The sequence below is a fragment of the Bradyrhizobium sp. 18BD genome (assembly GCF_054185225.1).
Map to the genome: position 1 here is coordinate 155,803 of NZ_JAVAYL010000006.1, position 23,287 is coordinate 179,089.

The 23,287-nt window shown below is 63.3% G+C and carries 20 protein-coding genes; 9 read left to right on the forward strand and 11 right to left on the reverse strand.

Annotation, left to right across the window (positions count from 1 at the left end):
- Position 1 precedes the first annotated feature (1 nt).
- The 8 genes from RAD16_RS13275 (at position 2) to RAD16_RS13310 (ending at position 10,944) form a co-directional block, all read left to right on the forward strand.
- Positions 2 to 949, forward strand: coding sequence for an ABC transporter permease (locus RAD16_RS13275; RefSeq protein ID WP_458158324.1), 948 nt, complete (start codon positions 2 to 4; stop codon positions 947 to 949).
- Positions 942 to 1,772 (forward strand): ABC transporter permease, encoded by an 831-nt coding sequence (locus tag RAD16_RS13280; protein WP_458158325.1) that lies wholly within the window; start codon positions 942 to 944, stop codon positions 1,770 to 1,772. The genes RAD16_RS13275 and RAD16_RS13280 overlap by 8 nt, the downstream gene beginning before the upstream one ends.
- Positions 1,769 to 3,343, forward strand: a complete 1,575-nt coding sequence (gene nikE, locus RAD16_RS13285; protein WP_458158326.1) for a nickel ABC transporter ATP-binding protein NikE — start codon at positions 1,769 to 1,771, stop codon at positions 3,341 to 3,343. Before RAD16_RS13280 ends, nikE begins: the two co-directional genes overlap by 4 nt.
- An 18-nt stretch (positions 3,344 to 3,361) precedes the next feature.
- Positions 3,362 to 4,576, forward strand: coding sequence for a M20 family metallopeptidase (locus RAD16_RS13290; RefSeq protein WP_458158327.1), 1,215 nt, complete (start codon positions 3,362 to 3,364; stop codon positions 4,574 to 4,576).
- A gap of 43 nt (positions 4,577 to 4,619) precedes the next feature.
- Positions 4,620 to 5,741, forward strand: coding sequence for a M24 family metallopeptidase (locus RAD16_RS13295; protein WP_458158328.1), 1,122 nt, complete (start codon positions 4,620 to 4,622; stop codon positions 5,739 to 5,741).
- Between the two features lie 210 nt (positions 5,742 to 5,951).
- Positions 5,952 to 7,022 (forward strand): HlyD family secretion protein, encoded by a 1,071-nt coding sequence (locus RAD16_RS13300; RefSeq protein ID WP_458158329.1) that lies wholly within the window; start codon positions 5,952 to 5,954, stop codon positions 7,020 to 7,022.
- Positions 7,019 to 9,829: a ribosome-associated ATPase/putative transporter RbbA gene (gene rbbA, locus RAD16_RS13305; RefSeq protein ID WP_458158330.1), complete on the forward strand. Its 2,811-nt coding sequence runs from the start codon at positions 7,019 to 7,021 to the stop codon at positions 9,827 to 9,829. Before RAD16_RS13300 ends, rbbA begins: the two co-directional genes overlap by 4 nt.
- Positions 9,830 to 9,831: 2 nt before the next feature.
- Positions 9,832 to 10,944, forward strand: a complete 1,113-nt coding sequence (locus RAD16_RS13310) for an ABC transporter permease (protein ID WP_458158331.1) — start codon at positions 9,832 to 9,834, stop codon at positions 10,942 to 10,944.
- Positions 10,945 to 11,700: 756 nt separating this feature from the next.
- Here RAD16_RS13310 and RAD16_RS13315 read toward each other — a convergent pair.
- The 10 genes from RAD16_RS13315 to RAD16_RS13360 form a co-directional block, all read right to left on the reverse strand.
- Positions 11,701 to 11,949: a hypothetical protein gene (locus tag RAD16_RS13315; RefSeq protein ID WP_458158333.1), complete on the reverse strand. Its 249-nt coding sequence runs from the start codon at positions 11,947 to 11,949 to the stop codon at positions 11,701 to 11,703.
- Positions 11,950 to 12,003: 54 nt separating this feature from the next.
- Entirely contained in the window at positions 12,004 to 12,315 is a 312-nt protein-coding gene (locus tag RAD16_RS13320; RefSeq protein WP_458158334.1) for a twin-arginine translocation signal domain-containing protein, read from the reverse strand.
- 18 nt (positions 12,316 to 12,333) lie between these two features.
- Positions 12,334 to 12,891 carry an HdeD family acid-resistance protein gene (locus tag RAD16_RS13325; protein ID WP_458158335.1) on the reverse strand — a complete coding sequence of 186 codons (558 nt, stop codon included), beginning with the start codon at positions 12,889 to 12,891 and terminating at the stop codon, positions 12,334 to 12,336.
- A 180-nt stretch (positions 12,892 to 13,071) separates the two neighbouring features.
- Complete coding sequence (locus tag RAD16_RS13330) at positions 13,072 to 16,227, reverse strand: efflux RND transporter permease subunit (RefSeq protein WP_458158336.1); 3,156 nt, start codon at positions 16,225 to 16,227, stop codon at positions 13,072 to 13,074.
- Positions 16,224 to 17,465 carry an efflux RND transporter periplasmic adaptor subunit gene (locus RAD16_RS13335; protein ID WP_458158337.1) on the reverse strand — a complete coding sequence of 414 codons (1,242 nt, stop codon included), beginning with the start codon at positions 17,463 to 17,465 and terminating at the stop codon, positions 16,224 to 16,226. Before RAD16_RS13335 ends, RAD16_RS13330 begins: the two co-directional genes overlap by 4 nt.
- Before the next feature lie 33 nt (positions 17,466 to 17,498).
- Complete coding sequence (locus RAD16_RS13340) at positions 17,499 to 17,984, reverse strand: DUF992 domain-containing protein (RefSeq protein WP_458158338.1); 486 nt, start codon at positions 17,982 to 17,984, stop codon at positions 17,499 to 17,501.
- Entirely contained in the window at positions 17,985 to 18,584 is a 600-nt protein-coding gene (locus RAD16_RS13345; RefSeq protein ID WP_458158339.1) for a hypothetical protein, read from the reverse strand. It abuts the gene before it with no gap.
- Positions 18,581 to 19,717 (reverse strand): AI-2E family transporter, encoded by a 1,137-nt coding sequence (locus RAD16_RS13350; RefSeq protein ID WP_458158340.1) that lies wholly within the window; start codon positions 19,715 to 19,717, stop codon positions 18,581 to 18,583. Before RAD16_RS13350 ends, RAD16_RS13345 begins: the two co-directional genes overlap by 4 nt.
- 303 nt (positions 19,718 to 20,020) lie before the next feature.
- Positions 20,021 to 21,460, reverse strand: coding sequence for a basic amino acid/polyamine antiporter (locus RAD16_RS13355; protein WP_458158341.1), 1,440 nt, complete (start codon positions 21,458 to 21,460; stop codon positions 20,021 to 20,023).
- Positions 21,461 to 21,614: 154 nt separating this feature from the next.
- Entirely contained in the window at positions 21,615 to 21,812 is a 198-nt protein-coding gene (locus tag RAD16_RS13360) for a DUF6894 family protein (RefSeq protein WP_414645213.1), read from the reverse strand.
- 236 nt (positions 21,813 to 22,048) lie between these two features.
- Between RAD16_RS13360 and RAD16_RS13365 the strand changes: the two genes are divergently transcribed.
- Positions 22,049 to 22,759: a Bax inhibitor-1/YccA family protein gene (locus RAD16_RS13365; RefSeq protein WP_458158342.1), complete on the forward strand. Its 711-nt coding sequence runs from the start codon at positions 22,049 to 22,051 to the stop codon at positions 22,757 to 22,759.
- On the opposite strand, the gene RAD16_RS13370 is transcribed toward RAD16_RS13365, so the two are convergent.
- On the reverse strand, positions 22,722 to 23,267 hold the full coding sequence (locus RAD16_RS13370; RefSeq protein WP_458158343.1) for a DUF1269 domain-containing protein: 546 nt from the start codon (positions 23,265 to 23,267) through the stop codon (positions 22,722 to 22,724). The genes RAD16_RS13365 and RAD16_RS13370 overlap by 38 nt on opposite strands.
- Positions 23,268 to 23,287: the final 20 nt, after the last annotated feature.

Consider the following 23,287-nt stretch of genomic DNA (forward strand, 5'->3'; position numbering starts at 1 on the left):
GGTGTCGCTGGCCTGGTTTGCACGCCGCCTTCTGCTGATGGGCTACACCATCATCGTGGTCTCGATGCTGGTGTTCGCCATCACGCAGGTCCTGCCGGCGGATGCGGCCCAGTCGCTGCTCGGGGAAAACGCGACGCCCGAGGTGTTGACTGCACTCCGGACCAAGCTCGGGCTCGGTGATCCCGCCTGGCAGCAATATGCGCGCTGGGCCGGCCACGTTTTCACCGGGGATTTCGGCGTCTCGATGCGCACGAGCCAGCCGGTCGGCCCGGAAATGCTCGCCGCGCTGTCGCGCTCGCTGCTGCTTGCCGCCTCCGCCATCCTGGTCACGCTTGCGATCGCCGTGCCGCTCGGCGTCGTGGCAGCGCTGCGCCAGGGCCGGATCGCCGACACCGGCGTCAGCCTGATCGCCTATCTCGGCGTCTCGCTGCCGGAGTTCGTCACCGCAACACTCCTTGCCCTCCTGCTCGCCGACACGCTGCAATGGCTGCCGGCGACCGGTTATGTGTCGCCACTGGAGGATTTCGGCGGCGGCATTCGTCATCTGGCGCTGCCGGTGCTGACCGTCTCGGCGATCCTGATCGCCCACGTCATGCGCATGATGCGCTCCGAGACGCTCGACGTGCTGAAATCCGACTATATCCGCGCCGCACGATTGAAAGGGCTGCCGGAACGAACCGTGCTGTTTCGCCACGCCTTGCGCAATGCGCTGCTACCGGTCATCACCATCATTGCGCTCGATGTCGGCTATTTGCTTGGTGGCATCATCGTGATCGAGGAGATCTTCGCCATTCCCGGCATCGGCCGTGCGCTGATGGTCGCCATAACCACGCGCGACCTGCCGTCGATCCAGGCCGGCGCGTTGATCATGGCAACGACCTATGCCCTCACCAACACGCTGGCCGACATGGCCTATGCGCTTCTCGACCGGCGGATCCGCTATGACTGAGCTGTTCCGCCGCCTGATCCGGAAGCCGCAGGGTTTTGTCGGCGTCGCGCTGCTCGCGCTCATCGCGTTCACCTGCCTGTTCGGGCCCGCATTGACGCCCTATGCGCCGGAGAAGATCGATTTTCTCGGCAGGTTCCGCGCACCCGGCTGGCAGAACTGGCTCGGCGCGGATCAGTTCGGCCGCGACATCCTGAGCCGGTTGATGATCGGAGCACGGTCGACCGTGCCGATGGCCCTCCTCGCCACCTTGGTCGGCAGCGCGGCCGGTGCGGTCATTGGCGTCGGCTCTGCCTATCTCGGCGGCCGCGCCGACGAGACGATCATGCGCACCAACGATGCCGTGATGGCGATCCCGGGCCTCCTGATGGCCCTGCTGCTGGTCTCCACCCTCGGCAACGGCACAGGCAACGCGGTCATTGCCATCGCGATTGCCTTTGCGCCCGGCATGGCGCGGGTGACGCGCTCGGTTGCGCTCAACATACGAAATCAGGACTACGTGAAAGCCGCAATCGCGCGCGGCGAAGGCGCGCTGTGGATCGTCTTCCGCGAGATGCTGCCGAACGTCATGGCGCCGATCGTGATTGAATCCACCATCCGCGTATCCTTCGCCGTGATGCTGTTCGCGACGCTGAGCTTCCTCGGCGTCGGCGCCCAGCCACCAGCATCCGAATGGGGGCTTATGGTGGCGGATGCACGCCAATACATGCACCAGGCGCCGTGGGGGCTGATCGCGCCATCGGTCGCGATCGCGCTCACCGCTATTGCTTTCAACCTGGTCGGCGACGGCCTTCGCGATGCCCTCAATCCGAAGGACGAGAGATGACCCCGGCGCTTTCGATCCGGAACTACACGCTCGATTACATCACGTCCGCCGGGCCGGTGCGTGTGCTGGACGACATCTCGCTCGAGATCGCGCCGGGGGAGGTGCTCGGGCTCGTCGGCGAATCCGGATCCGGCAAGAGCTCGCTTGCCTGGGCGCTGATGCGCTATTTGCCCGCCAATGCCCGGGAAGTCGCAGGCTCCCTGCGGCTGGGCAATGTCGATCTTCAGCGTCTCGGACCGCGCGAGCTGACCGGAATCCGGGGACGCCGGATCGGGATGGTGTTCCAGGACCCTTCGACCGCTCTCAACCCGACGCTCACCATCGGCGCGCAGATCACCGAAGCGCTGGTCCGGCATCGCGGCCTCAAGCCGCGCGAGGCCTCCGCGCTCGCCATCGACCTGCTCGGTCGTGTCGACCTCCACAATCCGGCCGCGGTGATGCGGCGCTATCCGCACGAAATCTCCGGCGGAGAAAAGCAGCGCGTCGTCATTGCCACCGCCTTTGGCTGCCGGCCCGACGTGATCCTGTTCGACGAGCCGACCACGGCACTCGACGTCATCACCGGCGCGCGCATCCTCGAATTGTTTGCAAGGTTGCGACAGGAGACCGGCGTTGCCGCGCTCTACATCTCCCACGACCTCGCACTCGTGACGCGGGTCGCCAACCGGATCGCGGTCCTGAAGCGCGGCCACCTGGTCGAACAGGCGGCAGCCGGCGAGATTTTTCGCGCCCCGCGTCACGCCGAGACGCGCGCCCTCGTCAACGCCGTTCCGAGGCCCGACCACCGCATGGTCCATGACAGGCCGCACGGCGATATCCTGCTCGCGGCCTCGGACATCGAGGTTTACTACGGCAGCGCCGGGCTGTTTCGCAAAGCGTCGCCGCCAGCGACGAAGAAGATCGGGCTGGATGTCCGCGCCAGCGAAATCCTCGGCCTCGTCGGCGAATCCGGCTCGGGCAAATCGTCGATGGCGCGCGCGCTCACCGGGCTTGCCCGCTTCTCCGGCAGGATCTCCTTCGACAATCAGCTGATCCAGTCTGCGCGTGACATGAACGCCGCCTATCGCCGCGACGTGCAGATCGTGTTCCAGCATCCGGATTCCTCGCTCAATCCGCGTCACAGGATCGACGAGATCCTGTCACGTCCCCTCAAGCTCTATGGCGGCAATCCAGCCGATATTCCGCGCCTGCTCGACCAGGTGCGCCTGCCCGCATCCTATGCCGGTCGCTGGCCGCACCAGCTTTCGGGCGGCGAGAAGCAGCGCATCGCCATCGCACGGGCCTTCGCGGCGCGGCCAAAGCTCGTGATCTGCGACGAGATCACCGCGCCGCTGGACGTTTCCGTGCAGGCCCAGATCATCGAATTGTTGCTCGCACTGCGCGCGCAGACTGGCACCGCCTTCCTCTTCATCACCCACGATCTCAACCTGATCCGCCAGATCGCTCACCGCATTGCGGTGATGCGCCGGGGGGAGATGGTCGACCTGCTTCCCATCGACGAGTTCGATGCGGATCACATTCATCCCTACACCCGCGAACTGATGGCCGCCTCCCCCGTTCCGGTCGGCTGACGAGAAGGATTTGCTTCGATGGATCACAACGAACTGCTCGCCCGGATCGACGTTCCCGCCGCCCTCGATCTCTTGTCCCGCATGGTCCAGCACAAGAGCTATTCGAAGTCGGATGGAGAGAAGCAGCTCGCCGCCTTCATGGCCGGCCGCATGCGCGAAATCGGCCTCGAGACGGAGCTCACCTCCTTCGGCAATGAAGGGCGGGTCAATGCCGTCGGACGCTGGAAAGGCGCTGGCGGCGGCAAGAGCCTGCTGTTCAACGGCCACGTCGACACCAACCCGGTGACCGAGGGCTGGACCGTCGATCCCTGGGCCGGCAAGGTCGACGACGACTTCATCTACGGCATCGGCGTCTCCAACATGAAGGCTGGCGATGCCGCCTATTTCTGTGCCGTCAAGACGCTGGTCGATGCCGGCATCAAGCTCAAGGGTGACGTCATCCTGACCTATGTGGTCGGCGAGCTGCAGGGCGGCGTCGGCACCTACTCGCTGGTCGAACAGGGGCTGCGCGCGGACTACTTCATCAACTCGGAGCCGACCGATCTGAAGGCGATGACCATGCATGCGGCCGCCTTCATGTTCATCATCGAGCTGACCGGCAACACCCGTCACCTGTCCAAGCGTGAGGAGGCAGTCGACGCGATCGCTGCCGCGTGCGACCTCATTCCGCGTCTCAACGCGATGAAATTCTCCGGCGCGCTTTCGCCGGACCATGAAGGTATCAACCGCGTCCATGTCGGTGTCGTCCATGGCGCGCTCGGCCGCGAGCTGCACGAATGGCGCGCGCCACAGGTCGCCGACTATGTGCGCATCAAGGGCTCCGGCCGCTATGCGCCGGGCCAGACCGAAGCCGGAGCACTCGCCGACATGCGCCGCGAGCTCGACGCTCTGGAGGCGCGCTTTCCCGGCCTCAAGGCCGAGATCATGTCGGAGGACCGCGCCGGCGTGCCGACCATGCCGCCGTTCGAGGTGGCGCGCACGAGCCCGATCGCGGCTGCGGTCAACCGCGCCTATCGCACGGTGCGCGGCGAAGACCAGCCGACCGGGCCGGTCGCGCCGAGCTGCTTCTATGGGACCGACGCCGGGCACCTGCATTATTTCGGTGGCATGGAGGGCGTCGTTTGTGGACCGGGCGGCCGCTACAACACGATGCCCGACGAACGCGTCGACATCGTCGATTTCGTCGACATGATCCGCATCTACATGCTCGCCATATTGGACGTTTGCGGCTAGCGCTCCGGGCGCATATCGATCACGCAACAGGGTGACATTCTCGATGCTGTTTCCGGTCGACGAATATCAGGCGCGAGTGGCGCGCGCACGCCAGCACATGGCGGCGCGGGACATCGATGTCCTGATCATCGACCAGAGTGAATTGCTCGCCTATCTCACCGGCTTTCTCATCTCGGAGAACATGTACCGGGCCTGCGTTCTGCCGCGCGAGGGCGAGCCGATCATGATCCTGCGCGCCGTCGACCTCGGGCCATTCGCCGAAAGCTCGTGGGTGACGGAGACCGTCGCATTTTCTGATTGGGAGGATCCGGTCGAGGTCCTCGCCGACACGATCGCCCGCCGGGGTTACGCGAGCGCGCGTGTGGGCATCGACGAAGACTCCTATTGCATGCCGCTGCGCCGCTTCAAGCAGCTCGCGAGCAGGCTGCCGGACACCAGTTTCGTGGACTTCTCGGGTGTCATGGCGACACTCCGCGCGCGAAAAAGCGACAGGGAGATCGCCGTGCTCAGGCGTGCCGCCGAGATCGGCGATCTCGGCATCGCGGCCGCGCTCCGGTCCGCCGGCGCCGGCAAGTCGGCGCGGGATGCCGCGGCAGCCGTCTACCAGGTTTTCATGCAGGAGGGCGCGGACGCCGGGCGCCCGGGTATCATCACGGCTGGCGTCGGCAACGCCTTCCTGCACGGCGGGCTGACCAACCAGCCGTTCGCCGAGGGCGATATCCTGCATATGGAACTGCTGCCCTATATCGAGGGCTACAGCGCCCGATTGATGCGCTCGGCGGTGATCGGCGAAATCGAGCCACGCCGCGCGCAACTCGCCCGACGCCTGATAGAGATCCAGGACCGGCAATTCGACGCAATCAAGCCCGGCGCCAGGGCTGCCGATGTCGACGCGCTGGCGCGGAAGGCCATGCTGGCCGACGGATTGCGGCCGGACTATCCGAATATCACCGGCTATTCACTCGGTTGCTACCCGCTTCATAGCCCGCGCACCAGCGACTTCTCGCGCGTTTTCTTGCCCACGGCGGAATGGATACTGGAGCAAGGCATGGTGTTTCACATGTATGTGTCCGCCGACGGGATCGCGATCAGCGAGACGGTGCTGGTCACGGAGACCGGGCACGAATGCCTGACGCGCTCTCCGCGGCAGGTTTTCCAAGTGTGACGCCGCGCCGGATCTGCCCGCCAGAGTGTACTCAACCCGACTGGGGATCCAAGGCGGGCAGATCGGACGAGCACCGGAACATACCTCCCTTTTGCTCGGGGTTTCGCCGGATAGCGCAGCTAGGACCGTTAGCTAGCATTTGAATAGGTGCTTGAAGGCGCGCTCCACACGGCCGGACAGCCAGCCGCACGTCGACAACCCGGTCCAACGATGACACCGACCAGAAAACGCTGGCTGACCGCCCTCCTTGTGCTGGTTCTTGCGGCAGGTGGTTACTTCGCCTGGCAGAAACTCGGCCGAGGTAGTCTCCCGCCGGGAATTGCCAGCGGCAACGGGCGTATCGAAGCAACTGAAATCGATATCGCGAGCAAGACGGCGGGACGCATCCAGGAGATCCTCGTTCGAGAGGGTGACTTCGTTACGGCAGGGCAAGTCCTGGCGCGCATGGATACGACGCAGATGGAAGCCCAGCTCCGGCAGGCCAAGGCGCAGTTGCGTCGCGCAAGCATCGGCATCGATACAGCCAAGAGCGTCGTGACGCAGCGCGAGGCCGAGAAGAAGACGGCCGTGGCCGTGATTGCGCAGCGCAACGCCGAGTTGGATACGGCGGAGCGGAAATTCCAGCGTTCGTCGCAACTGATCAGGACAAATGCGGTTTCCCAGCAGACATACGACGACGACCGGGCCGCCTCCGAGGGAGCGAAGGCAGCGGTAGCCGCGGCAGAAGCTCAGCTGGCCGGGTCGGAGGCGGCCATCGCCTCCGCCCAGGCGCAGGTCGTCGACGCCGAAGCTGCAGTCGACGCGGCCAAAGCCACCATCGACAGCATCAACGCCGACATCAACGACAGCATATTGAGGGCACCGCGCGACGGGCGCGTGCAGTTCCGCGTGGCGCAGCCCGGCGAAGTGCTCGCCGCCGGCGGACGCGTGCTCAACATGGTTGATCTCGGAGACGTCTTCATGACCTTCTTCCTGCCGACGGTGCAGGCGGGCCGCGTTGCGATCGGCGCGGATGTTCGCATCATCCTGGATGCCGCGCCGCAATGGGTCCTTCCCGCCAAGGCAAGCTTCGTTGCCAACGTTGCGCAATTCACCCCGAAGACAGTGGAAACGGAAGAAGAGCGTCAGAAGCTGATGTTCCGGATCAGGGCGCATATCTCGCCGGATTTGCTGCAAAGATATATCGAACAAGTCAAAACCGGTCTCCCCGGCGTGGCCTTTGTCCGGATTGACTCGAACACGGAGTGGCCGGCGTTTCTGACCGAGAAGCTGGTCAAATGACCGGGCCATCGATCGCGGATCATTCTGGCCGCGCAGCCCCCGTGGTACGGCTGGAAGCGGTTAGCTTGTCTTACGGCAAGACACGTGCGCTCGATGCCATCACCCTCGACATTCCGGGCGGGCGCATGGTCGGATTGATCGGACCTGACGGCGTCGGCAAGTCGAGCCTCTTGTCCCTCATCGCCGGCGCCCGCGCCATTCAGGATGGGCGCGTCCATGTGCTCGGCGGCGATATGGCTGATGCCGTCCACCGCAGGCTTATCTGTCCGCGGATCGCCTATATGCCGCAGGGTCTCGGCAAGAATCTCTATCCGACGTTATCTGTTTTCGAAAATGTCGATTTCTTCGGCCGGCTGTTCGGCCACGACAGGCGCGAGCGCGAACACAGGATCGGCCAGCTTCTCGAGAGCACAGGACTTGCGCCTTTCGCCGGCCGGCCGGCCGGCAAGCTCTCGGGCGGCATGAAGCAGAAGCTGAGCCTCTGCGGCGCGCTGATCCATGATCCCGATCTCCTTATCCTCGACGAGCCCACCACCGGCGTCGACCCGCTGTCGCGCCGTCAGTTCTGGGACCTGATCGAGGAGATCCGCGGCAGCCGTTCCGGCATGAGTGTCATCGTCGCGACCGCCTATATGGAGGAGGCTGCGCGGTTTGACTGGCTGGTTGCGATGGACGAAGGGCGTGTGCTCGCCACCGGAACGCCCACGGAGCTGCTGCAGCAGACCGGTGCAGCCAACCTCGATGCCGCGTTCATTGTGCTGCTGCCGGAAGAGCAGCGGCGGGGTCACAAGGAGGTGGTGATTCCGCCGCGAGCGATCCGGGACGACAGCGACATCGCCATCGAGGCCGAGCACCTCACCATGAGGTTCGGCGATTTTACCGCGGTCGACAATGTGAGCTTTCGCATTCCCCGTGGCGAGATCTTCGGCTTTCTCGGGTCGAACGGTTGCGGCAAGACCACGACCATGAAGATGCTGACCGGACTGCTGCCGGCGAGCGACGGCATAGCCAGGTTATTTGGTCGTGAGGTCGACCCCAACGACATGGAAGTCCGCCGTCACGTCGGCTACATGTCGCAGGCCTTCTCGCTTTATTCCGAGTTGACGGTCCGGCAGAATCTCGAGCTGCACGCCCGCCTGTTCCGGATGGCTTCCGACGCGATCGCCGATCGCGTCCAGCAGATGGCACAGCGGTTCGGTCTCGAGGGTATCATGGATGCGTTGCCCGATGCGCTGCCGCTCGGCGTCCGCCAGCGCCTATCGCTTGCGGTCGCCTTGATCCATGCGCCGGACATCCTGATTCTTGACGAGCCCACATCCGGCGTCGATCCGGTTGCGCGCGACGACTTCTGGCAGACTCTTTCCGACCTCTCCCGCCAGGACAATGTCACGATCTTCGTCTCGACTCACTTCATGAACGAGGCGGAGCGCTGCGACCGGATCTCGCTCATGCATGCGGGCAAAGTGCTCGTCAGCGATACGCCGCAAAGACTTGCCGGGCAACGCGGCGGCGGCAATCTCGAAGAGGCCTTCGTCGCCTATCTGCAGGACGCCATCGACGCGACCGGCGCCAAGTCGTCCAACGTAAAGTCGCCGAACGTCAAGTCGCTGAACGCCGTACCCGCGACCGAGGCCGCAGGGGCTGGCCAGCACGGCGTTGCACACAGCTCACTCGGACGGTTCTTCGACTGGCGGCGCGTCTTCGCCTATACCCGGCGCGAAGCGCTCGAACTGCGGCGCGATCCAATCCGGGCTACACTCGCCATTCTCGGCAGCCTCATCCTGATGTTCGTGATGGGCTACGGCATCAACATGGACGTCGAGAATCTGACCTTCGCGACCATGGACCGCGACGGGACGACAATAAGCCGCGATTACATCCTGCAAATCTCCGGATCGCGGTACTTCACGGAGATGCCTCCGATTACCGACTACGAGGATCTTGATCGCCGCATGCGCAACGGCGAGGTGAGCCTTGCGATCGAAATTCCGCCGGGCTTCGGGCGCGACGTGGCGCACGGCCGCAATGTTCAGATTGGCGCGTGGGTGGACGGGGCCATGCCCTCGCGAGCGGAGACGGTGAGAGGCTATGTGCAGGCGATGCACGCGCAGTGGCTGACCGAGCGGTCAAGGCTGCTTTACGGCAGCGCCGCGACCATCGGCGATTTCGAGATCGCAGTGCGCTACCGCTACAATCCGGACATCAAGAGCATTGTCGCCATGGCGCCCGCCGTGATTCCGATCCTGCTCCTGATCATACCGGCGATATTGGCGGCGCTGAGTGTCGTGCGCGAAAAGGAGCTGGGATCGATCATCAATTTCTATGTGACGCCGGTGACGCGCCTGGAATTCCTGTTCGGAAAGCAGATCCCTTACATTCTGCTCGCCATGCTCAATTTCTTCCTGTTGACGGCCTTTGCGGTATTCATCTTCCGCGTCCCGTTCACTGGCAGCTTTCCCGCGTTCACCGGCGCAGCGTTTCTCTACGTCATCATCACCACCGCGATGGGGCTTCTGATATCGGCGTTCATGAACAGCCAGATCGCCGCGATCTTCGCGACCGCGCTGCTCACCATGATCCCGGCCACCCAGTATTCAGGCCTCATTGATCCGGTCTCGTCGCTACAGGGGGCCGGTGCGATCATCGGGCGGATCTACCCGACGGCACATTTTGTCACCATTACGCGCGGCACCTTCTCGAAAGGGCTCGATCTTGCCGATCTGCCCGGCCCGTTCATCGCCCTGCTCGTGACCATTCCGATCTTGCTCGGTCTTGCAACAGCGCTCCTCAAGAAACAGGCGGGCTAGAGATGCGGACTGCCAACATCATTCAACTCGGCATCAAGGAACTATGGGGTCTTTTGCGTGATCCAATGATGCTGATACTGATCGTCTATGCCTTCACGGTTTCGATCTACACCGCATCGAAGGCGCAGCCGGAGACCCTGAACCAGGCTGCGCTTGCGATCGTCGACGAGGACAAGTCGCCGGTGGCGACGCGCATCATCACCGCGTTCAATCCGCCCTACTTCACCATACCGCGGCTGATCTCGCGGGCGGAAATGGACAGCCGCATGGACGCCGGTCTCGATACTTTCGCGATCAACATCCCGCCGAACTTCCAGCGCGACATGTTGGCCCAGCGATCGCCGACCATCCAGCTCAACGTCGATGCCACCCGCATGTCGCAGGCCTTCACCGGCGCCGGCTATATCCAGACCATCGTGACCGACGAGGTCGGCGAGTTCCTGGCCCGTTACCGTTCGGCCGCAGCACTTCCGATCGATCTGGCGCTGCGGGCACGCTTCAACCCCGAGCTCAACAAGGGCTGGTTTGGCGCCATCAACAACGTCATCTCTTCGGTCACGATGCTGTCGATCATTCTGACCGGAGCGGCGCTCATTCGCGAGCGCGAGCATGGAACCATCGAACATCTCCTGGTCATGCCGGTGACGCCGTTTGAGATCATGGCCAGCAAGATCTGGTCGATGGGTGTCGTGGTTCTCCTGGCCGCCAGCATATCGCTGGTATTCATCGTGCAGGGGCTTCTGTCGGTGCCGATCGGAGGCTCGGTTCCGCTGTTCCTGTTCGGCACGACGCTCTATCTTTTCGCCATGACCAGCATGGGCATCTTCCTGGCGACGGTTGGCGGGAGCATGCCGCAGTTCGGCCTCCTGTTGATGCTCATCCTGATGCCCCTTCAGATGTTGTCGGGAGCCACGACACCGCGGGAAAGCATGCCGGAGATCATCCAGAACATCATGCTCGCGGCGCCGAACACCCACTTTGTCATTCTTGCGCAGGCCGTGCTGTTCCGTGGCGCCGGACCCGCCATCGTCTGGCCGCAGCTCGCCGCGCTGCTGGTGATCGGCGCCATCCTGTTTTTCCTGTCTCTTCGGCGCTTCAGAACCTTCTTGCGATAGCAAGCAACGGCTGCCATGTGCGAGCCGCAGATCCGCTCGCGCCATGGACACAATCGGCGAGAACGCCGAAGAGAAGCGAGCGTCGGACGTGCCTCACCGGCAAACGTTGACAGCAACAGTCCGCCAACCCCAACCGGTCCAAACCTGGCGCCAGCGCGTGCACCCACCGCCCCAGCCGCTATTGCCCCAACCATCGTCCCAACTATCGCCCCAACCACTGTTCCAGCCCCAATTTGGGCCCCAAGTATTTGAGCCCCAAGCTGCGTTGGCATTCCACGCAGCTGCGCTGGCAAGACCCAAACCGACGCCCGCAGCCGCGACAGCCGGACCGCGCCAGCCCCAACCACCTCGTCGCCAGGCTACTCTCGCGCCACCGCCGTGCCAGCCAGCACCGCGCCAGCCGGCGCCGCCCCACCCGCCTCCAACGACGCCGACGCGATGAAAACCGCCGCCGCGGAACCCGGCCCGCGCAGAGGCGTCGGTGGAAACGAGCGCCGTGCTTAGAGTTGCGACGACCAATGCAATCACTGTTTTCCTCAACATGACGACGACCTTCCTTGGCTGAAGACACGTCGGCAAAACCCTCCTGGACCCCGTTGGTTTCTGGACTGGAGCATCATCCGCTTCGGCATTCAGGGTTATTCCCGACCCTGCCCAAGGGATGGCCCTCTGGGATTTGCGAAACAACATCGACGTCGTGCTCGACCAGGCAATGCACCACGCGCCACGTTCATCTTCGACGGCGTCGACGTTGGCTCATCGGGGTGGGTCGTCTTCGGCCTTCCGCCGCGCAGGCTCGTCATATCCCTTGCGCCGACTGTAGTACATCAACGCCGTTAGGCCGCAACCTGCAATCACTGCCATGATCGTAGCCACGCCGACAATGATATTGCCGTAGAGTGGCATCGAGGGTGTCGCTTGCCAGACTGCTATGCCGTACCAAAATACGAGGATAAGCAGCACGGCGAGGACTGCGATCAGGAACCACTGATTCTTGTTGCGCACCGTCTGCTCCAGGCAAGGGATTCATTGGCGATCCGCAGATCTCACGCGGAAAGGCTAAACCCATCGCCACTCGCACACGCGGCGACCACGACGCCACCAACAAACCCGCCGGCGCCTCCGGCGCGGCGGCGGCGGTCGTCCCCACCCCGGTCCCGGCCCCCAACCTGGTCCTGGGCCTGGCCCCCAACCCGGGCCCCACTGCACCTCCGTCACAAGATCGGAGCGCTTTTCGACAGGTCCGGGAGCAGGGGGGACCGGCATCGCCTCCGCGACGTCAAGGAAGCGAACAGCGATCGCGCCGACCGCCGTCGCGACAACGGCGTTCTGGGCAAGCCCAAGAAAGTCACGCCGGGTGGGAGCGTTCATTTTTGACTCCTCTTCTCATTATGCGACTCTCCGCGCGGATTGGAGGGCGTAGATCAGCCAGGCGATCCCGTGCGAGATCAGATCGACTCCAAGCAGGAATCCAAGCGCCCATGCGCTGACGGTCGAAAAGTTGACCAGGATCAGCGCGCCCGCGACCAGTCCAACGAGGCCTGATATCAGCATCATCCAGCCACCCTGCTGCCAATGCGCAAAGCTCAGCAGGCATCGGATGATGCCGGACGCAACCAGAACCGCGCCGAGGAGGTAGGTCAGGATGAGAGCACCGGGCTCCGGCTGACTCAGCAGCAGCAACCCGAAGACGAGATAGAGGGCCCCGAGCAGAATCTGCCACAGGAAGCCGCCCCATCCCTTGGTCCAGAACGCGTGGATGATCTCGAATGCACCTGCGGCGATCGCGGTGAGCCCGATCAGCTTGACGCTGATGATCGTTGCGAACGCGATGTCACCCAGCGCCAGGATGCCGGCCGCAATCAACGCGACGCCAAGGAGCGCACATGCCCACCGGGACGGAGGGATCAAGGTCTCTAGGTGGGAGCTTCCATCGTAGGTGGCCACGCTACTCTCCCGCATTCCGGCGACGAGTTCAGTCAGCGCCCCTGCAACACTAATCGCCGCCGCCCAACACCGACATCAGACAAAACCCTGAATGCTTCGGCGGAATATTCGCGGTGACGATGGCGAGACGGTGCACGGCGACGCCGACGTCCAACGAAACCCCGCGTAGCATTCCCGGCATTATCCTTTCTCCTCCTGGACAAGCGGGTCAGGTGCTTTGCGCCGTGACAGGCGCCTCTTTGCGCGCTCGCGCAGGCGCTGAAACGTCACATAGAGCATCGGAACCAGGAAGATTCCAATCGAGCTTGCGCCGAGCATTCCGGCAAAGACGGCGGTCCCGACCGCCCTGCGGCTCAGTTCTGCGGCGCCAGTTGCGAGCACCAGCGGCAGCAGGCCGAGAATGAAAGCAACCGACGTCATCATTACCGCGCGGAACCGCATGTGCGAGCCCTGGATCGCGGCCTCCGTGAGCTCTGTCCCCTCTTCCCGCCGTTCCTTCGCGAATTCCACGATCAGGATGCCGTTCTTGGCAGCCAGCGCGATCAGCACCACGAGACCGATCTGACCATACAGATTGAGGTCGAGACCGGCGATCTTGATGCCGATATAGGAGCCCAGCACGCCGACAACGACGGACAGCAGCACCGGGATGGGGATGACCGTGCTCTCATAGAGCGCGACCAGGAACAGATAGGCGAACAGCACGGCAAGCGCGAGCACCACTCCGGTCCGTCCTGCTGCCTGTTGCTCCTGATAAGCGGTGCCGGTCCACTCGAAACTGTATCCCGAAGGCAGCACGGCGTTCGAGATCTCCGTCATCGCCGCGATCGCGTTGCCGGACGACACGCCCGGCGCGGGGCTGCCGTTCACCGTCACTGAGCGATAATTGTTGTAGCGGGTAATGACCTGGGGGCCGGTGACGATCTTGATGCCGGCGAGCGACCGCATTGGAACCATCTGATCGGTACTGTTGCGCACATAGATGCTCCAGATATCGGACAGGTCCGAGCGATCGAGCGCCTCGCCCTGCACGTTGACCTGCCAGGTGCGTCCATAGAGGTTGAAGTTGTTGACATAGATGCCGCCCAGCGTCGCCTGCAGGGCGGTGAATATGTCGCTGACGTTCACGCCGAGCGCCTGCGCCTTGCGCCGATCGATGTCGAGAAAGATCGAAGGATTGGTCGCGGTGAAGGTCGAGAACACGCGCGTCAGTCGCGGGTCTGCATTGGCCGCCCCGATCAGCGCGGCCGTAACGCTGGAGATCGCACTGGGACTCTGTCCTTCGAGTGCCTGGAGCTGGTACTCGAACCCGCCCGAGGTCGAGAGTCCGATGATCGGCGGCATGTTGAACGGCAGCACGTTGGCCTGCCGGATTTGCGCGCCGGCGGCGTAAGTCTGCCGGATCAGCGCCTGCGCTGAATCCGCGACCGCCTTGCGGTCGGCAAACGGCTTGAGGCGCGTGACCACCAGGGCGCTGTTGGGCTCCGACGCGCCATCGAGCAGGGAGAAGCCGATGATGGCCAGAACGTGATCGACGGCGGGTATCTGTTTCAGCATGCTCTCGATCTGTCGGGTGACTTCGCTCGTGCGCGCGACGGACGCGCCGTCCGGCAATTGCACTGAGGTGAAGAAGGCACCCTGGTCTTCCTCGGGAAGGAATCCGGTCGGCGTCAGGTGCGACATCCCGAAAATGCCGACCGCGGACACGGCGACCAGTATGAGCGAGAAGCTGGCCACGCGAACCAGCCGGCGCACGCCGTCGCTATAGCGGTTGCGGAGCCAGTCGATGCCGCCGAGAACGCGCCCGATCACGCCGCGCCGGGGGCCGGTATGCCGCAGGAACAGCGCGCACAGGGCGGGCGACAGGGTCAGCGCGTTCAGCGCCGAGATCATCATGGCGGCGCTGATCGTCACCGCAAACTGTCGAAACAGCGTCCCGGAAATCCCGGGAATGAAAGCGACAGGAACGAAGACGGAGAGCAGCACGAGCGTAATCGCGATGATCGGCGCCGTGATCTGCGTCATGGCCTTTTTGCTCGCCTCGGCCGGCGAAAGATCCGGCTCCTCTTCCATGACGCGCTCAACGTTCTCCACGACGACGATGGCATCATCGACCACGATGCCGATGGCGAGCACCATGGCGAGCAGCGACACGGTATTCGCGGAGTAACCAAGCATCAGCAGTACGGCGAAGGTGCCGATCAGGCTGACCGGTACGGCAACCGCCGGTATCACCGTGGCGCGAAGATTGCCGAGGAACAGATAAACCACGACCACGACGAGGACGAAGGCCTCGCCCAGAGTCCGCAGAACCTCCGCGATCGTATCGCGCACAAAGCTCGTGGAATCGTATTGCACGAGATAGGTCAATCCCGCCGGGAACCGCTTTGACAAGCGCTGCATCGTGGCGGCGACGGCCTGAGCGGTCGTTACCGCATTGGCGCCGGGCGCCAGATAGATCGCGAGCGGCACCGCGGCGCGCCCGTCGATCCTCGCCTCGCTGTCAAGGTTTTGCGCTCCCATCTCGACCCGGGCAACGTCCTTGACCAGCAGTGTCGAACCATCTGGGTTGGCGCGCAGCACGATATTGGCGAACTGGTCGACCGTTTCGAGCCGCCCGAGCGTCTGCACGTTGAACTGGAATTGCTGGTCGTCGCTGATGGGACGCGCGCCGATGCGGCCGACCGGAGCCTGGACGCTTTGCGTTCGGATTGCCGCGATCACGTCCGATGGCGCGAGATTGAGGCTGGTCAGCCGTTGGGTATCGAACCAGATCCGCATCGAGTAGTTCATCTTGGCGAACAGATGCGCCTGGCCAACGCCGGGCGTGCTGGAAATCGCGTCGAGCACGTTGATGATGGCATAGTTCGTGATGAACAGCGGATCCTGCTGGCCGTCGGCGCTGTAGAGCACCAGGAACTGCAGGATCGCGGACGATTTCTTCTGCACCGTCACGCCCTGCTGCTGCACTTCCGTCGGCAACTGCGACAGGGCGCTCTGTACCCGGTTGTTGACATTGACGGTGTTGATGTCTGGATCGGTGTCGAGCGCAAACGATACTGTCAGAGTGTAGCTGCCGTCATTGCCGCTGGTCGACTTCATGTAGAGCGCGCGGTCCACTCCGATCACTTGCGCTTCGAGCGGTTGAGCGACGCTTGTCTCCACGACTTCGGCAGACGCACCGGGAAAGGTTCCGGCAACCGTGACCTGTGGCGGCACGATGTCCGGAAACTGCGCGACCGGGATTCGCGTCAGCGCGAGGGCACCCGCGATCGTGATGACGATGGCGACGACCATCGCAAGTCGAGGGCGGTCAATGAATACAGCGGACATCATCGTTTGTTGTCATCCGGCCGTGGGGCGGTCGGGCCGCCATGGTCCTGCCGCGGCGCATCGCCCTCCCCGGCCTTCATGCTCGACAGGATCAGTGCGCTTGCCGGTCCGGGCGAAACCGCTTGACCCGGACGGACCCTTTGAATGCCTTCGACAATGACCTTGTCGCCGGCCGCGAGACCGCTGATGACGGCGGCGATGGTGGGCGTCGATTGTCCAAGCTGGATACGGCGCTGTTCCGCCTTGTCGTCGGCACCAACGATGAGGACATAGTCACCTCTCTGATCGGACAGCACCGCCGAACGAGGGATCGCCAACACCTCGATCGGCTGAATACCTTCCAGCACGACCGTGACGAATTCGCCGTCGGTCAGTTCGTGAACGGTGACGCCTGCGGCGGACGGCGCACGCAGGATCGGGTTTGCGATCTCGCCGCGCACGGTTATCGTGTCGGTATTCTGGGCGATCGTGTTGTCCACGAAGTTCAGCTTGCCTGATTTGCCGTACATGCGGCCGTCGGGCAGCCGCAGCCGGATGACCACGGCCTCCAGGCCTCCTTGCGGACCGTAGCGTTCGCGCAGTTCGAGCCCCTGGCGCAACGGCACCGGGAAGGTGACATACATCGGATCCTGGCTGACAATCGTGGTCAGCACGCCGGAATTCGGGCCGACGACATTGCCTTCGGTCACGGCCGACCGCCCGATCTTGCCGTCGATCGGCGCGCTGATCATGGTGTAGTCGAGGTTGATCCGGGAGGCATCGACCTGTGCCTGCGCGGCCTGAACCTGTGCCTCCAGGCTGTGTTGGTTGGCGATCGCCGCATCGTATGTCGATTGCTGGCCGGCCGGCCCGCCGAGCAGCGTCCGCGCGCGCTCAGTCGTCAGCCTGGCGTTCTCGAGCATCGCCTGGAGCTGGGCGACCTGCGCCTGTTTGGACGCGAGGTCGGCCTCGAACGGGCCACGCTCGAGCCTGTAGAGCGGGTCGCCTTTCCTAAGCTCGGCACCGTCAATGAACAATCGCCGGTCCAGAAACGCGGTGACGCGAGCCACGACGTTGACACGGTTGACCGCCTCGATGCGGCCAAGAAACTCACTGCTTTCGGTGATCGGTCGCCTGATCGCGTCCACCACGCCGACAGCGGGCGGAGCGCCGGGAGGCGCCTGTGGCCAGGCCGCGCCGCCGGCGGCGAATGTCAGGAAACCCGCCGCCAACACCGTGACTGAGACTTTCGCAAGGTCCATTGTCGCTCGAGCCTCCAGTTTCGAGTGGAGCCGTTATCGCCTTCCGCGCGCGCCGAGAGTCAGATTCGTCACGCCCGCCGCTAGGTTCAATCCAATCGACCGTTCGATCGACAGGGGCTGGAGTGCAATCGTCCGGCGCGAGCCCCCGATCAGAACATTCGCGCCAAGCCCGGGGCCGAGCGCAAAGTTGCCGCTCGCTCCAACGTAATTCCCCCGCAACGTGCCGGGGCCGACGCGCGAGTTCTTGGCGAAGACCGCCCACGAGAGAGTCCCTGCGCTGGTCACGCCTATGTCGATACCAACCCGCCTGATCCGCCCCTCGTAGACGTATTGCCGGGTGGGGCGCGTCGTGGTGAAGACGCAGCGAAGCTCCTGTGCAGAGCCGAGCACCAACCCGACGCGCGGGGTGCTGGCACATATGAGCCGGCCGACCCTGAACGTCGCGGCGTGCGCAGGCAGCGCATCGATGCATATCAAGGCGGATCCGCAGACGATCGTGAGAAACAGGTTGATGCGCATTCAGGCCTCCGTTTGGCTTCCCGTGTTGGCAGGCGAGCTCCCTGGGCTGCGATCCTGACTAAGCCAGAACGTGATGCCGAGGCCGATCAGCAGGACGGCGCCCAACAGGAAGAAGATGATGGATTGCTGCAACCAGGAGATCGCAGGAACCGTGACGCCCATCGCCAGGCCGAGGAAGGCAATCTGCGGCGACAGAAGACTGACGCCCGCGAGGAAGGTGCCGAGTGCAAGCAATGTGAGAAGAACGAGGCTGGTAGCCGGTGTCGGCAGCAATTGCTGGACGCCGGACATCAGCACGATGTTCATCGCGACCAGGACGGCAACCCAGTGCATTGCCTGGGTCCAGATCAGCCGCCACCGGTCCACTTTGCTATCGAGCTCCGGCCACTTGTTGATGACGCACACGACGCCGATGGCGAGGGCGAGAAATTCCCAGTAGCCGACGAGCGGCTGGTGCGAGGCGTTGGTATAGGCGACGCCCGCGACGGCGAGCACCAGTGCAATGATGTAGGGCAGTTGCTGCCACAGAAAATGCGTCATCCCCGAATGCTTCGCGGATGGCTCCACTCCACTGTCCCTTTCGGCTTCGGACTCGCTCATAGCGCACCCACTTGCGATGGTTCCCTGTTGAAGATCCCTCCGCAGTCATCGCCGAGGTAATCCTCAACGTAGAATCTGATGATTGCGACCCGGCCGACGGCGACGAGCGGCATGGCGAGTGCGATACCCATCACCCCCAGCGTTGCGCCCAGCAGCACGATCGCAACCAGTGTCCATGCGGGCGGAGTTTCGACCGCGTGGCGCTGGATCAACGGACCGATGACGTAGCCCTCGATCGATTGAATGACCGTATAGACGACGAGAGCCCAGAAGAGCAGCGAGGCGCCCAGCGGCATCGCGACGAGCGCGATCGGTATCGCGGCAAGGATGGGTCCCAGATACGGAACGAAGTTGGACAGGCCTGCCTGCAGCCCAAGCACGAACGGACCGGGAAGTCCGATGAGATAGAGTGCAATCCATACGCACAGCGTCATCAGGATGATGCGGATCAACTGTCCGACGAACCACAACCGCAGCACGCCTCCCATCTCGTTCATCACGGCGCGCATTCGAGCACGGCTGGACGGCTTTGCCAGTATCACGAGGCTTTCGCGATGGCTGGTGGGATCGAACGCAAAGAGGATTCCGAGAAACACGATCACGAGCACGCCGGTCAGAAAGCTTGACGCTCTGCCAAGGACGAGTTGGGCGTGGCTGAAAAACCGCCCCTGATCGGACAAGAGCCACTGCGCAAGGTCTCGGCCCCATTCCGGACCGAGAAGATCGACGCCGTAGGTCAGAAGACGTTCCTGCAAGACGTCGAACTGGGCGTCCATGACCTTTAGCAAGATGCGCGTTTGCTCCGGCAACTTGCCACCGCCCCAGACGAGGCCGAGTCCGATCACGGCGGTGAACAGCAGCAGCACCAATGTCAGCCGCCAGACGCGATTGAACCGAATGACCGGCGCCAGCGCCCGCGCGGCGGCGTCCAGAAAGGCCGCAAACAGCACGCCTGCGAAGATGATGAGCAGGCTCGACAGCGTCTGCCATACCAGGAAGAGAGCAACGCAGATGGCGAGCAAGGCGAGCCCCGTTGCGAGCGCGCCGCGCCGCTTGCCGATCGCGGGCCGACTCGAGGGCTCGCGGACCACGACCTCGCGCGGCTGCTCTTGCTCTGTCCTCTCGTCGCTCATCAGTGGATGTCTCGGCGGGTTACGATGACGAACCGTCGTGCCGGGCTCAGGTGCGAACGCGGCGGCTGCCATAATGGGGATGCCGGCCGCCGCGATGGCGCCAGTAACGATGCTTTGTGGGGTTCGTATTCATATTTGGCGCACTCGGCGCGGGCGTCGTGACCTGCTTTGGCGCGGCGGCGGCCGGATCGGCTGTCTGCGCCTGGGAGCTCGGCGGCTGCGCGGCCGCGATTGACCCGGCAAGGATCAGAGTGCCGCAAACGGTCCGGACATTCATGTTGGCCTCCATTCGAACACACGACGTCAGATCGAGATAAAGCCCACGGCAAGTGCATAGACGCCCGCACAAGCCGCGAACGCGAGTACGGCAAAGATGACGATCTCGAACGGCTGGAAGACGACCTCCCTGCGCTCGCGCTTGGCGAGGACAAACAGAAACGTTCCGGGCGCATACAGTATTGACGACAACAGCAGAAACGTCGCGCCGCCCGCGTAGATCATGCCGATGGTGTAGAGCGTTGCGATCGCCGAGCGGATTCCGTCGACGGTACGGGCACGTTCGCCCGCATGATAGGACTTGCCGACACACGCCAGCTTGAGGCCGTACGCCGCGACCAGGAAATAAGGGACCAGCGTCATCGCGCTCGTCATCTTCAAGGCGAGCGTAAACGCATATTCGGCGAACCAGGTCACGAGAAGAAATGCCTGGATGACACAATTGGTGAGCCAGAGCGCGCCCGAGGGAACCTGGTGGGTGTTAACGCTTGCGAGAAAGGAAGGCATCGTGCGGTTGATGGCGGCGGAGTGCAGAACCTCCGCCGCAAGCAGTGACCATGACAGGTAGTTCCCCAGAATGGAGATGAGCAGCGCGACACTGATGAAGACTGCGCCCCAACGCCCGACCATCGCTTCCATCACGCCGGCCATTGACGGTGTCGGCAGGCCCATCAGCTCCTGGCGCGGAAGGACGCCATAGGACAATAGCGTCACGAGAACGAGAAGGCAGAGAACCGACAGGAAGCCGGCGACCGTCGCAAACCCGATGTCGGAGCGATCCCTGGCGTAGCGCGAGTACACGCTTGCGCCCTCAATTCCGACGAAGACGAATACGGTGAGCAGCATGGTGCTCCGGACCTGTCCGAACACCGCTGCCGCGCTCGGCTGCTCCGTTGCCCAGAAATTCTCTGCGATTAGGCTGGGATCAAGGACGATGAAGGCGACGACGATGAAAATCAGGATCGGAATGATCTTGGCGTAGGTCGCAACCGTGTTGAGGGTCGCGGCGCCCTTGATACCTCGCAGCACCAGGAAATGGACGGCCCATAGCAACACCGATGCCGACGCGATGGCCGTCGGCGTCGTGCCATCGCCGAAGACGGGAAAGAACTGTCCGATCGTCGCCTTGATCAGGATGAGACAGGCCACGTCGGCGAGGCAACATCCGATCCAGTAGCCAGCCGCTGAAGCAAATCCGACGTACTCCCCGAACCCGGCCTTGGCGTAGGCGTAGATGCCTGCGTCCAGATCCGGCCTGCGGCGAGAGAGCGTTTGGAAAACCAAGGCGAGCATGAGCATGCCGGTGCCGGCAATGACCCAGGCGATCAGCGTTCCCAGCACACCGGTGAAGCGTCCGAACGACGCCGGCAGCGCAAAAATGCCGGAACCAACCATCGACCCGATCACGAGCGCGACGAGTGCGCTGCGCGAAAGCTTCTGGTCGACCTGGTTCGTCGAAGGAGCCATGACGACACTGGCTTTCCGGCCGGCAAAAGCGGTGGCGCAACGATCGCGCGAGCGGGATGGGCCGGCCACCCTTTTGCAACCTTAGAGGCGACCTCCGGCGCCGGACATCAGGGAATCTCTGTAGAGGGCACGGCCGGAAATCAGCCGTCGTGCGCTAGTGCCGCCTGGTCGAGCCAGGCGCTCCGGCACTGGCGACCAACACGAAGCTGGACCGGAAGAACTCGCCCGCCTTGGAGAGTTCCATCGCGATATGCCTGGCGTGCAACGCAGCGGCTTCGTGGTTCGCGCATTCATGGCCTGTCCCGTCCCGGGACAGCCCATACTTGTCGACGATATGAAAGAAGTAGCGCATGCACACGGATTAGGCCGGCGCGGTCCCCGCTTCCAGTGACAACTCGGAAAGAAAGTCTCAGCAAAAAGGTGAAGAGCGCTTCCCGATTATCGCGTTACCTCCGGCAAGTTTAGAAGCTGCGCAGCCTCCATGGTAAGGTGATGTATCTCACCTTACTCGGGTGATCATCCGATTTTCTCGCCGGGAGCAGGCCCGTAGCCTCGCTTCTTCCTGCGGAGAATATGAGGAGGCGGGCAATGACAAATTACGATCCGAACGCGACGGTCTCGGCCCCTGTTGACAGTTCGCTCGCGATTGATCCCGGATTGCGCGCCTACATGCTGCGCATCTACAACTATATGGCCGCCGGCGTCGGCCTGACCGCCCTCGTGGCGTGGATGACTTATCAGCTCACGGGTCCCGCCCTGCTTCAGAGCCCACTGATGTGGGTTTTCATCCTGGCGCCGATCGGGCTGGTGTTTTTCATCGGCGCGCGCATCAATACGCTGTCGGCGGGTACGGCCCGGCTGTTGTTCTTCGTCTATGCCGCGTTGGTCGGAATCTCGCTTTCGATCCTGCTGCACATCTATACCAGCTCCTCGATCACGCGCGTGTTCTTCATCGCAGCCGCAATGTTCGGAGCACTCAGTATCTTTGGCTACTCCACGCGGCGCGATCTCTCCGGAATCGGCAGCTTCCTGTTCATGGGGCTGATCGGCGTCATCATCGCGAGCCTGGTCAACATCTTCCTGAGGTCGACAGGGCTCGACTGGCTGATCTCGATCGTCGGCGTTGGCGTCTTTGCGGGCCTGACGGCGTACGACACGCAGCGGATCAAGGCAATGTATGACAGCAGGGATGATGAGACTGCGACAGGCCGCAAGTCGGCACTTGCGGCGCTGTCGCTCTATCTCAACTTCATCAACCTGTTCATGATGCTGCTGCGCCTGATGGGCGGTCGGCGATAGGCGGCTCGGCCGGCGCCTGCTGGGCCGCGCTGGCCAGCGCGTGGCGCAGGATCTTTTCCTTGCTCTCGTCCAGGGACGTCTTGAGCACGATCCCGCCGGCACCCTTGATCTCCTTGAGCACCTTGTCGGCTGTCATGTTCTTGATCAGGACGAAAAGGGCTGCGTTGCCCGGATGGAGCGATGCGGACAATTCCTTCACGAAGGAATCGTTGATGCCGAAGTCCGACAGCGCACCTCCGATCGCCCCGGATGCGGCGCCGACCGCGACCCCGATGATTGGATTGAGGAAGAGTACGCCGACCAGAAGTCCCCAGAAGCTGCCGGTGATGGCGCCGGTCGCTGTCGTATTGACAAGCTGATTGAGTTTGATGTTGCCGCTCTCGGTCTTCACCGCGATGACGGCGTCACTGATGGTGATCAAGTACTCCCGTTGCAGCTTGAGTAATTGTTGACGAACCTCCTCGGCCTTCGCCTCGCTCGGGTACACGATCGCGACCAGATCAGACATGGGAGATCTCCTGATAGTTT

Excerpts from the sequence above, each read along its gene's own strand:
- rbbA (WP_458158330.1), top strand. The coding sequence starts at position 7,019 with ATGACCGGGCCATCGATCGCGGATCATTCTGGCCGCGCAGCCCCCGTG.
- RAD16_RS13345 (WP_458158339.1), bottom strand. The coding sequence starts at position 18,584 with ATGAGCGAGTCCGAAGCCGAAAGGGACAGTGGAGTGGAGCCATCCGCG.
- RAD16_RS13300 (WP_458158329.1), top strand. The coding sequence starts at position 5,952 with ATGACACCGACCAGAAAACGCTGGCTGACCGCCCTCCTTGTGCTGGTT.
- RAD16_RS13280 (WP_458158325.1), top strand. The coding sequence starts at position 942 with ATGACTGAGCTGTTCCGCCGCCTGATCCGGAAGCCGCAGGGTTTTGTC.
- RAD16_RS13320 (WP_458158334.1), bottom strand. The coding sequence starts at position 12,315 with ATGAACGCTCCCACCCGGCGTGACTTTCTTGGGCTTGCCCAGAACGCC.
- RAD16_RS13290 (WP_458158327.1), top strand. The coding sequence starts at position 3,362 with ATGGATCACAACGAACTGCTCGCCCGGATCGACGTTCCCGCCGCCCTC.
- RAD16_RS13370 (WP_458158343.1), bottom strand. The coding sequence starts at position 23,267 with ATGTCTGATCTGGTCGCGATCGTGTACCCGAGCGAGGCGAAGGCCGAG.
- RAD16_RS13330 (WP_458158336.1), bottom strand. The coding sequence starts at position 16,227 with ATGATGTCCGCTGTATTCATTGACCGCCCTCGACTTGCGATGGTCGTC.
- RAD16_RS13310 (WP_458158331.1), top strand. The coding sequence starts at position 9,832 with ATGCGGACTGCCAACATCATTCAACTCGGCATCAAGGAACTATGGGGT.
- nikE (WP_458158326.1), top strand. The coding sequence starts at position 1,769 with ATGACCCCGGCGCTTTCGATCCGGAACTACACGCTCGATTACATCACG.
- RAD16_RS13340 (WP_458158338.1), bottom strand. The coding sequence starts at position 17,984 with ATGCGCATCAACCTGTTTCTCACGATCGTCTGCGGATCCGCCTTGATA.
- RAD16_RS13355 (WP_458158341.1), bottom strand. The coding sequence starts at position 21,460 with ATGGCTCCTTCGACGAACCAGGTCGACCAGAAGCTTTCGCGCAGCGCA.
- RAD16_RS13295 (WP_458158328.1), top strand. The coding sequence starts at position 4,620 with ATGCTGTTTCCGGTCGACGAATATCAGGCGCGAGTGGCGCGCGCACGC.
- RAD16_RS13335 (WP_458158337.1), bottom strand. The coding sequence starts at position 17,465 with ATGGACCTTGCGAAAGTCTCAGTCACGGTGTTGGCGGCGGGTTTCCTG.
- RAD16_RS13365 (WP_458158342.1), top strand. The coding sequence starts at position 22,049 with ATGACAAATTACGATCCGAACGCGACGGTCTCGGCCCCTGTTGACAGT.
- RAD16_RS13360 (WP_414645213.1), bottom strand. The coding sequence starts at position 21,812 with ATGCGCTACTTCTTTCATATCGTCGACAAGTATGGGCTGTCCCGGGAC.
- RAD16_RS13350 (WP_458158340.1), bottom strand. The coding sequence starts at position 19,717 with ATGAGCGACGAGAGGACAGAGCAAGAGCAGCCGCGCGAGGTCGTGGTC.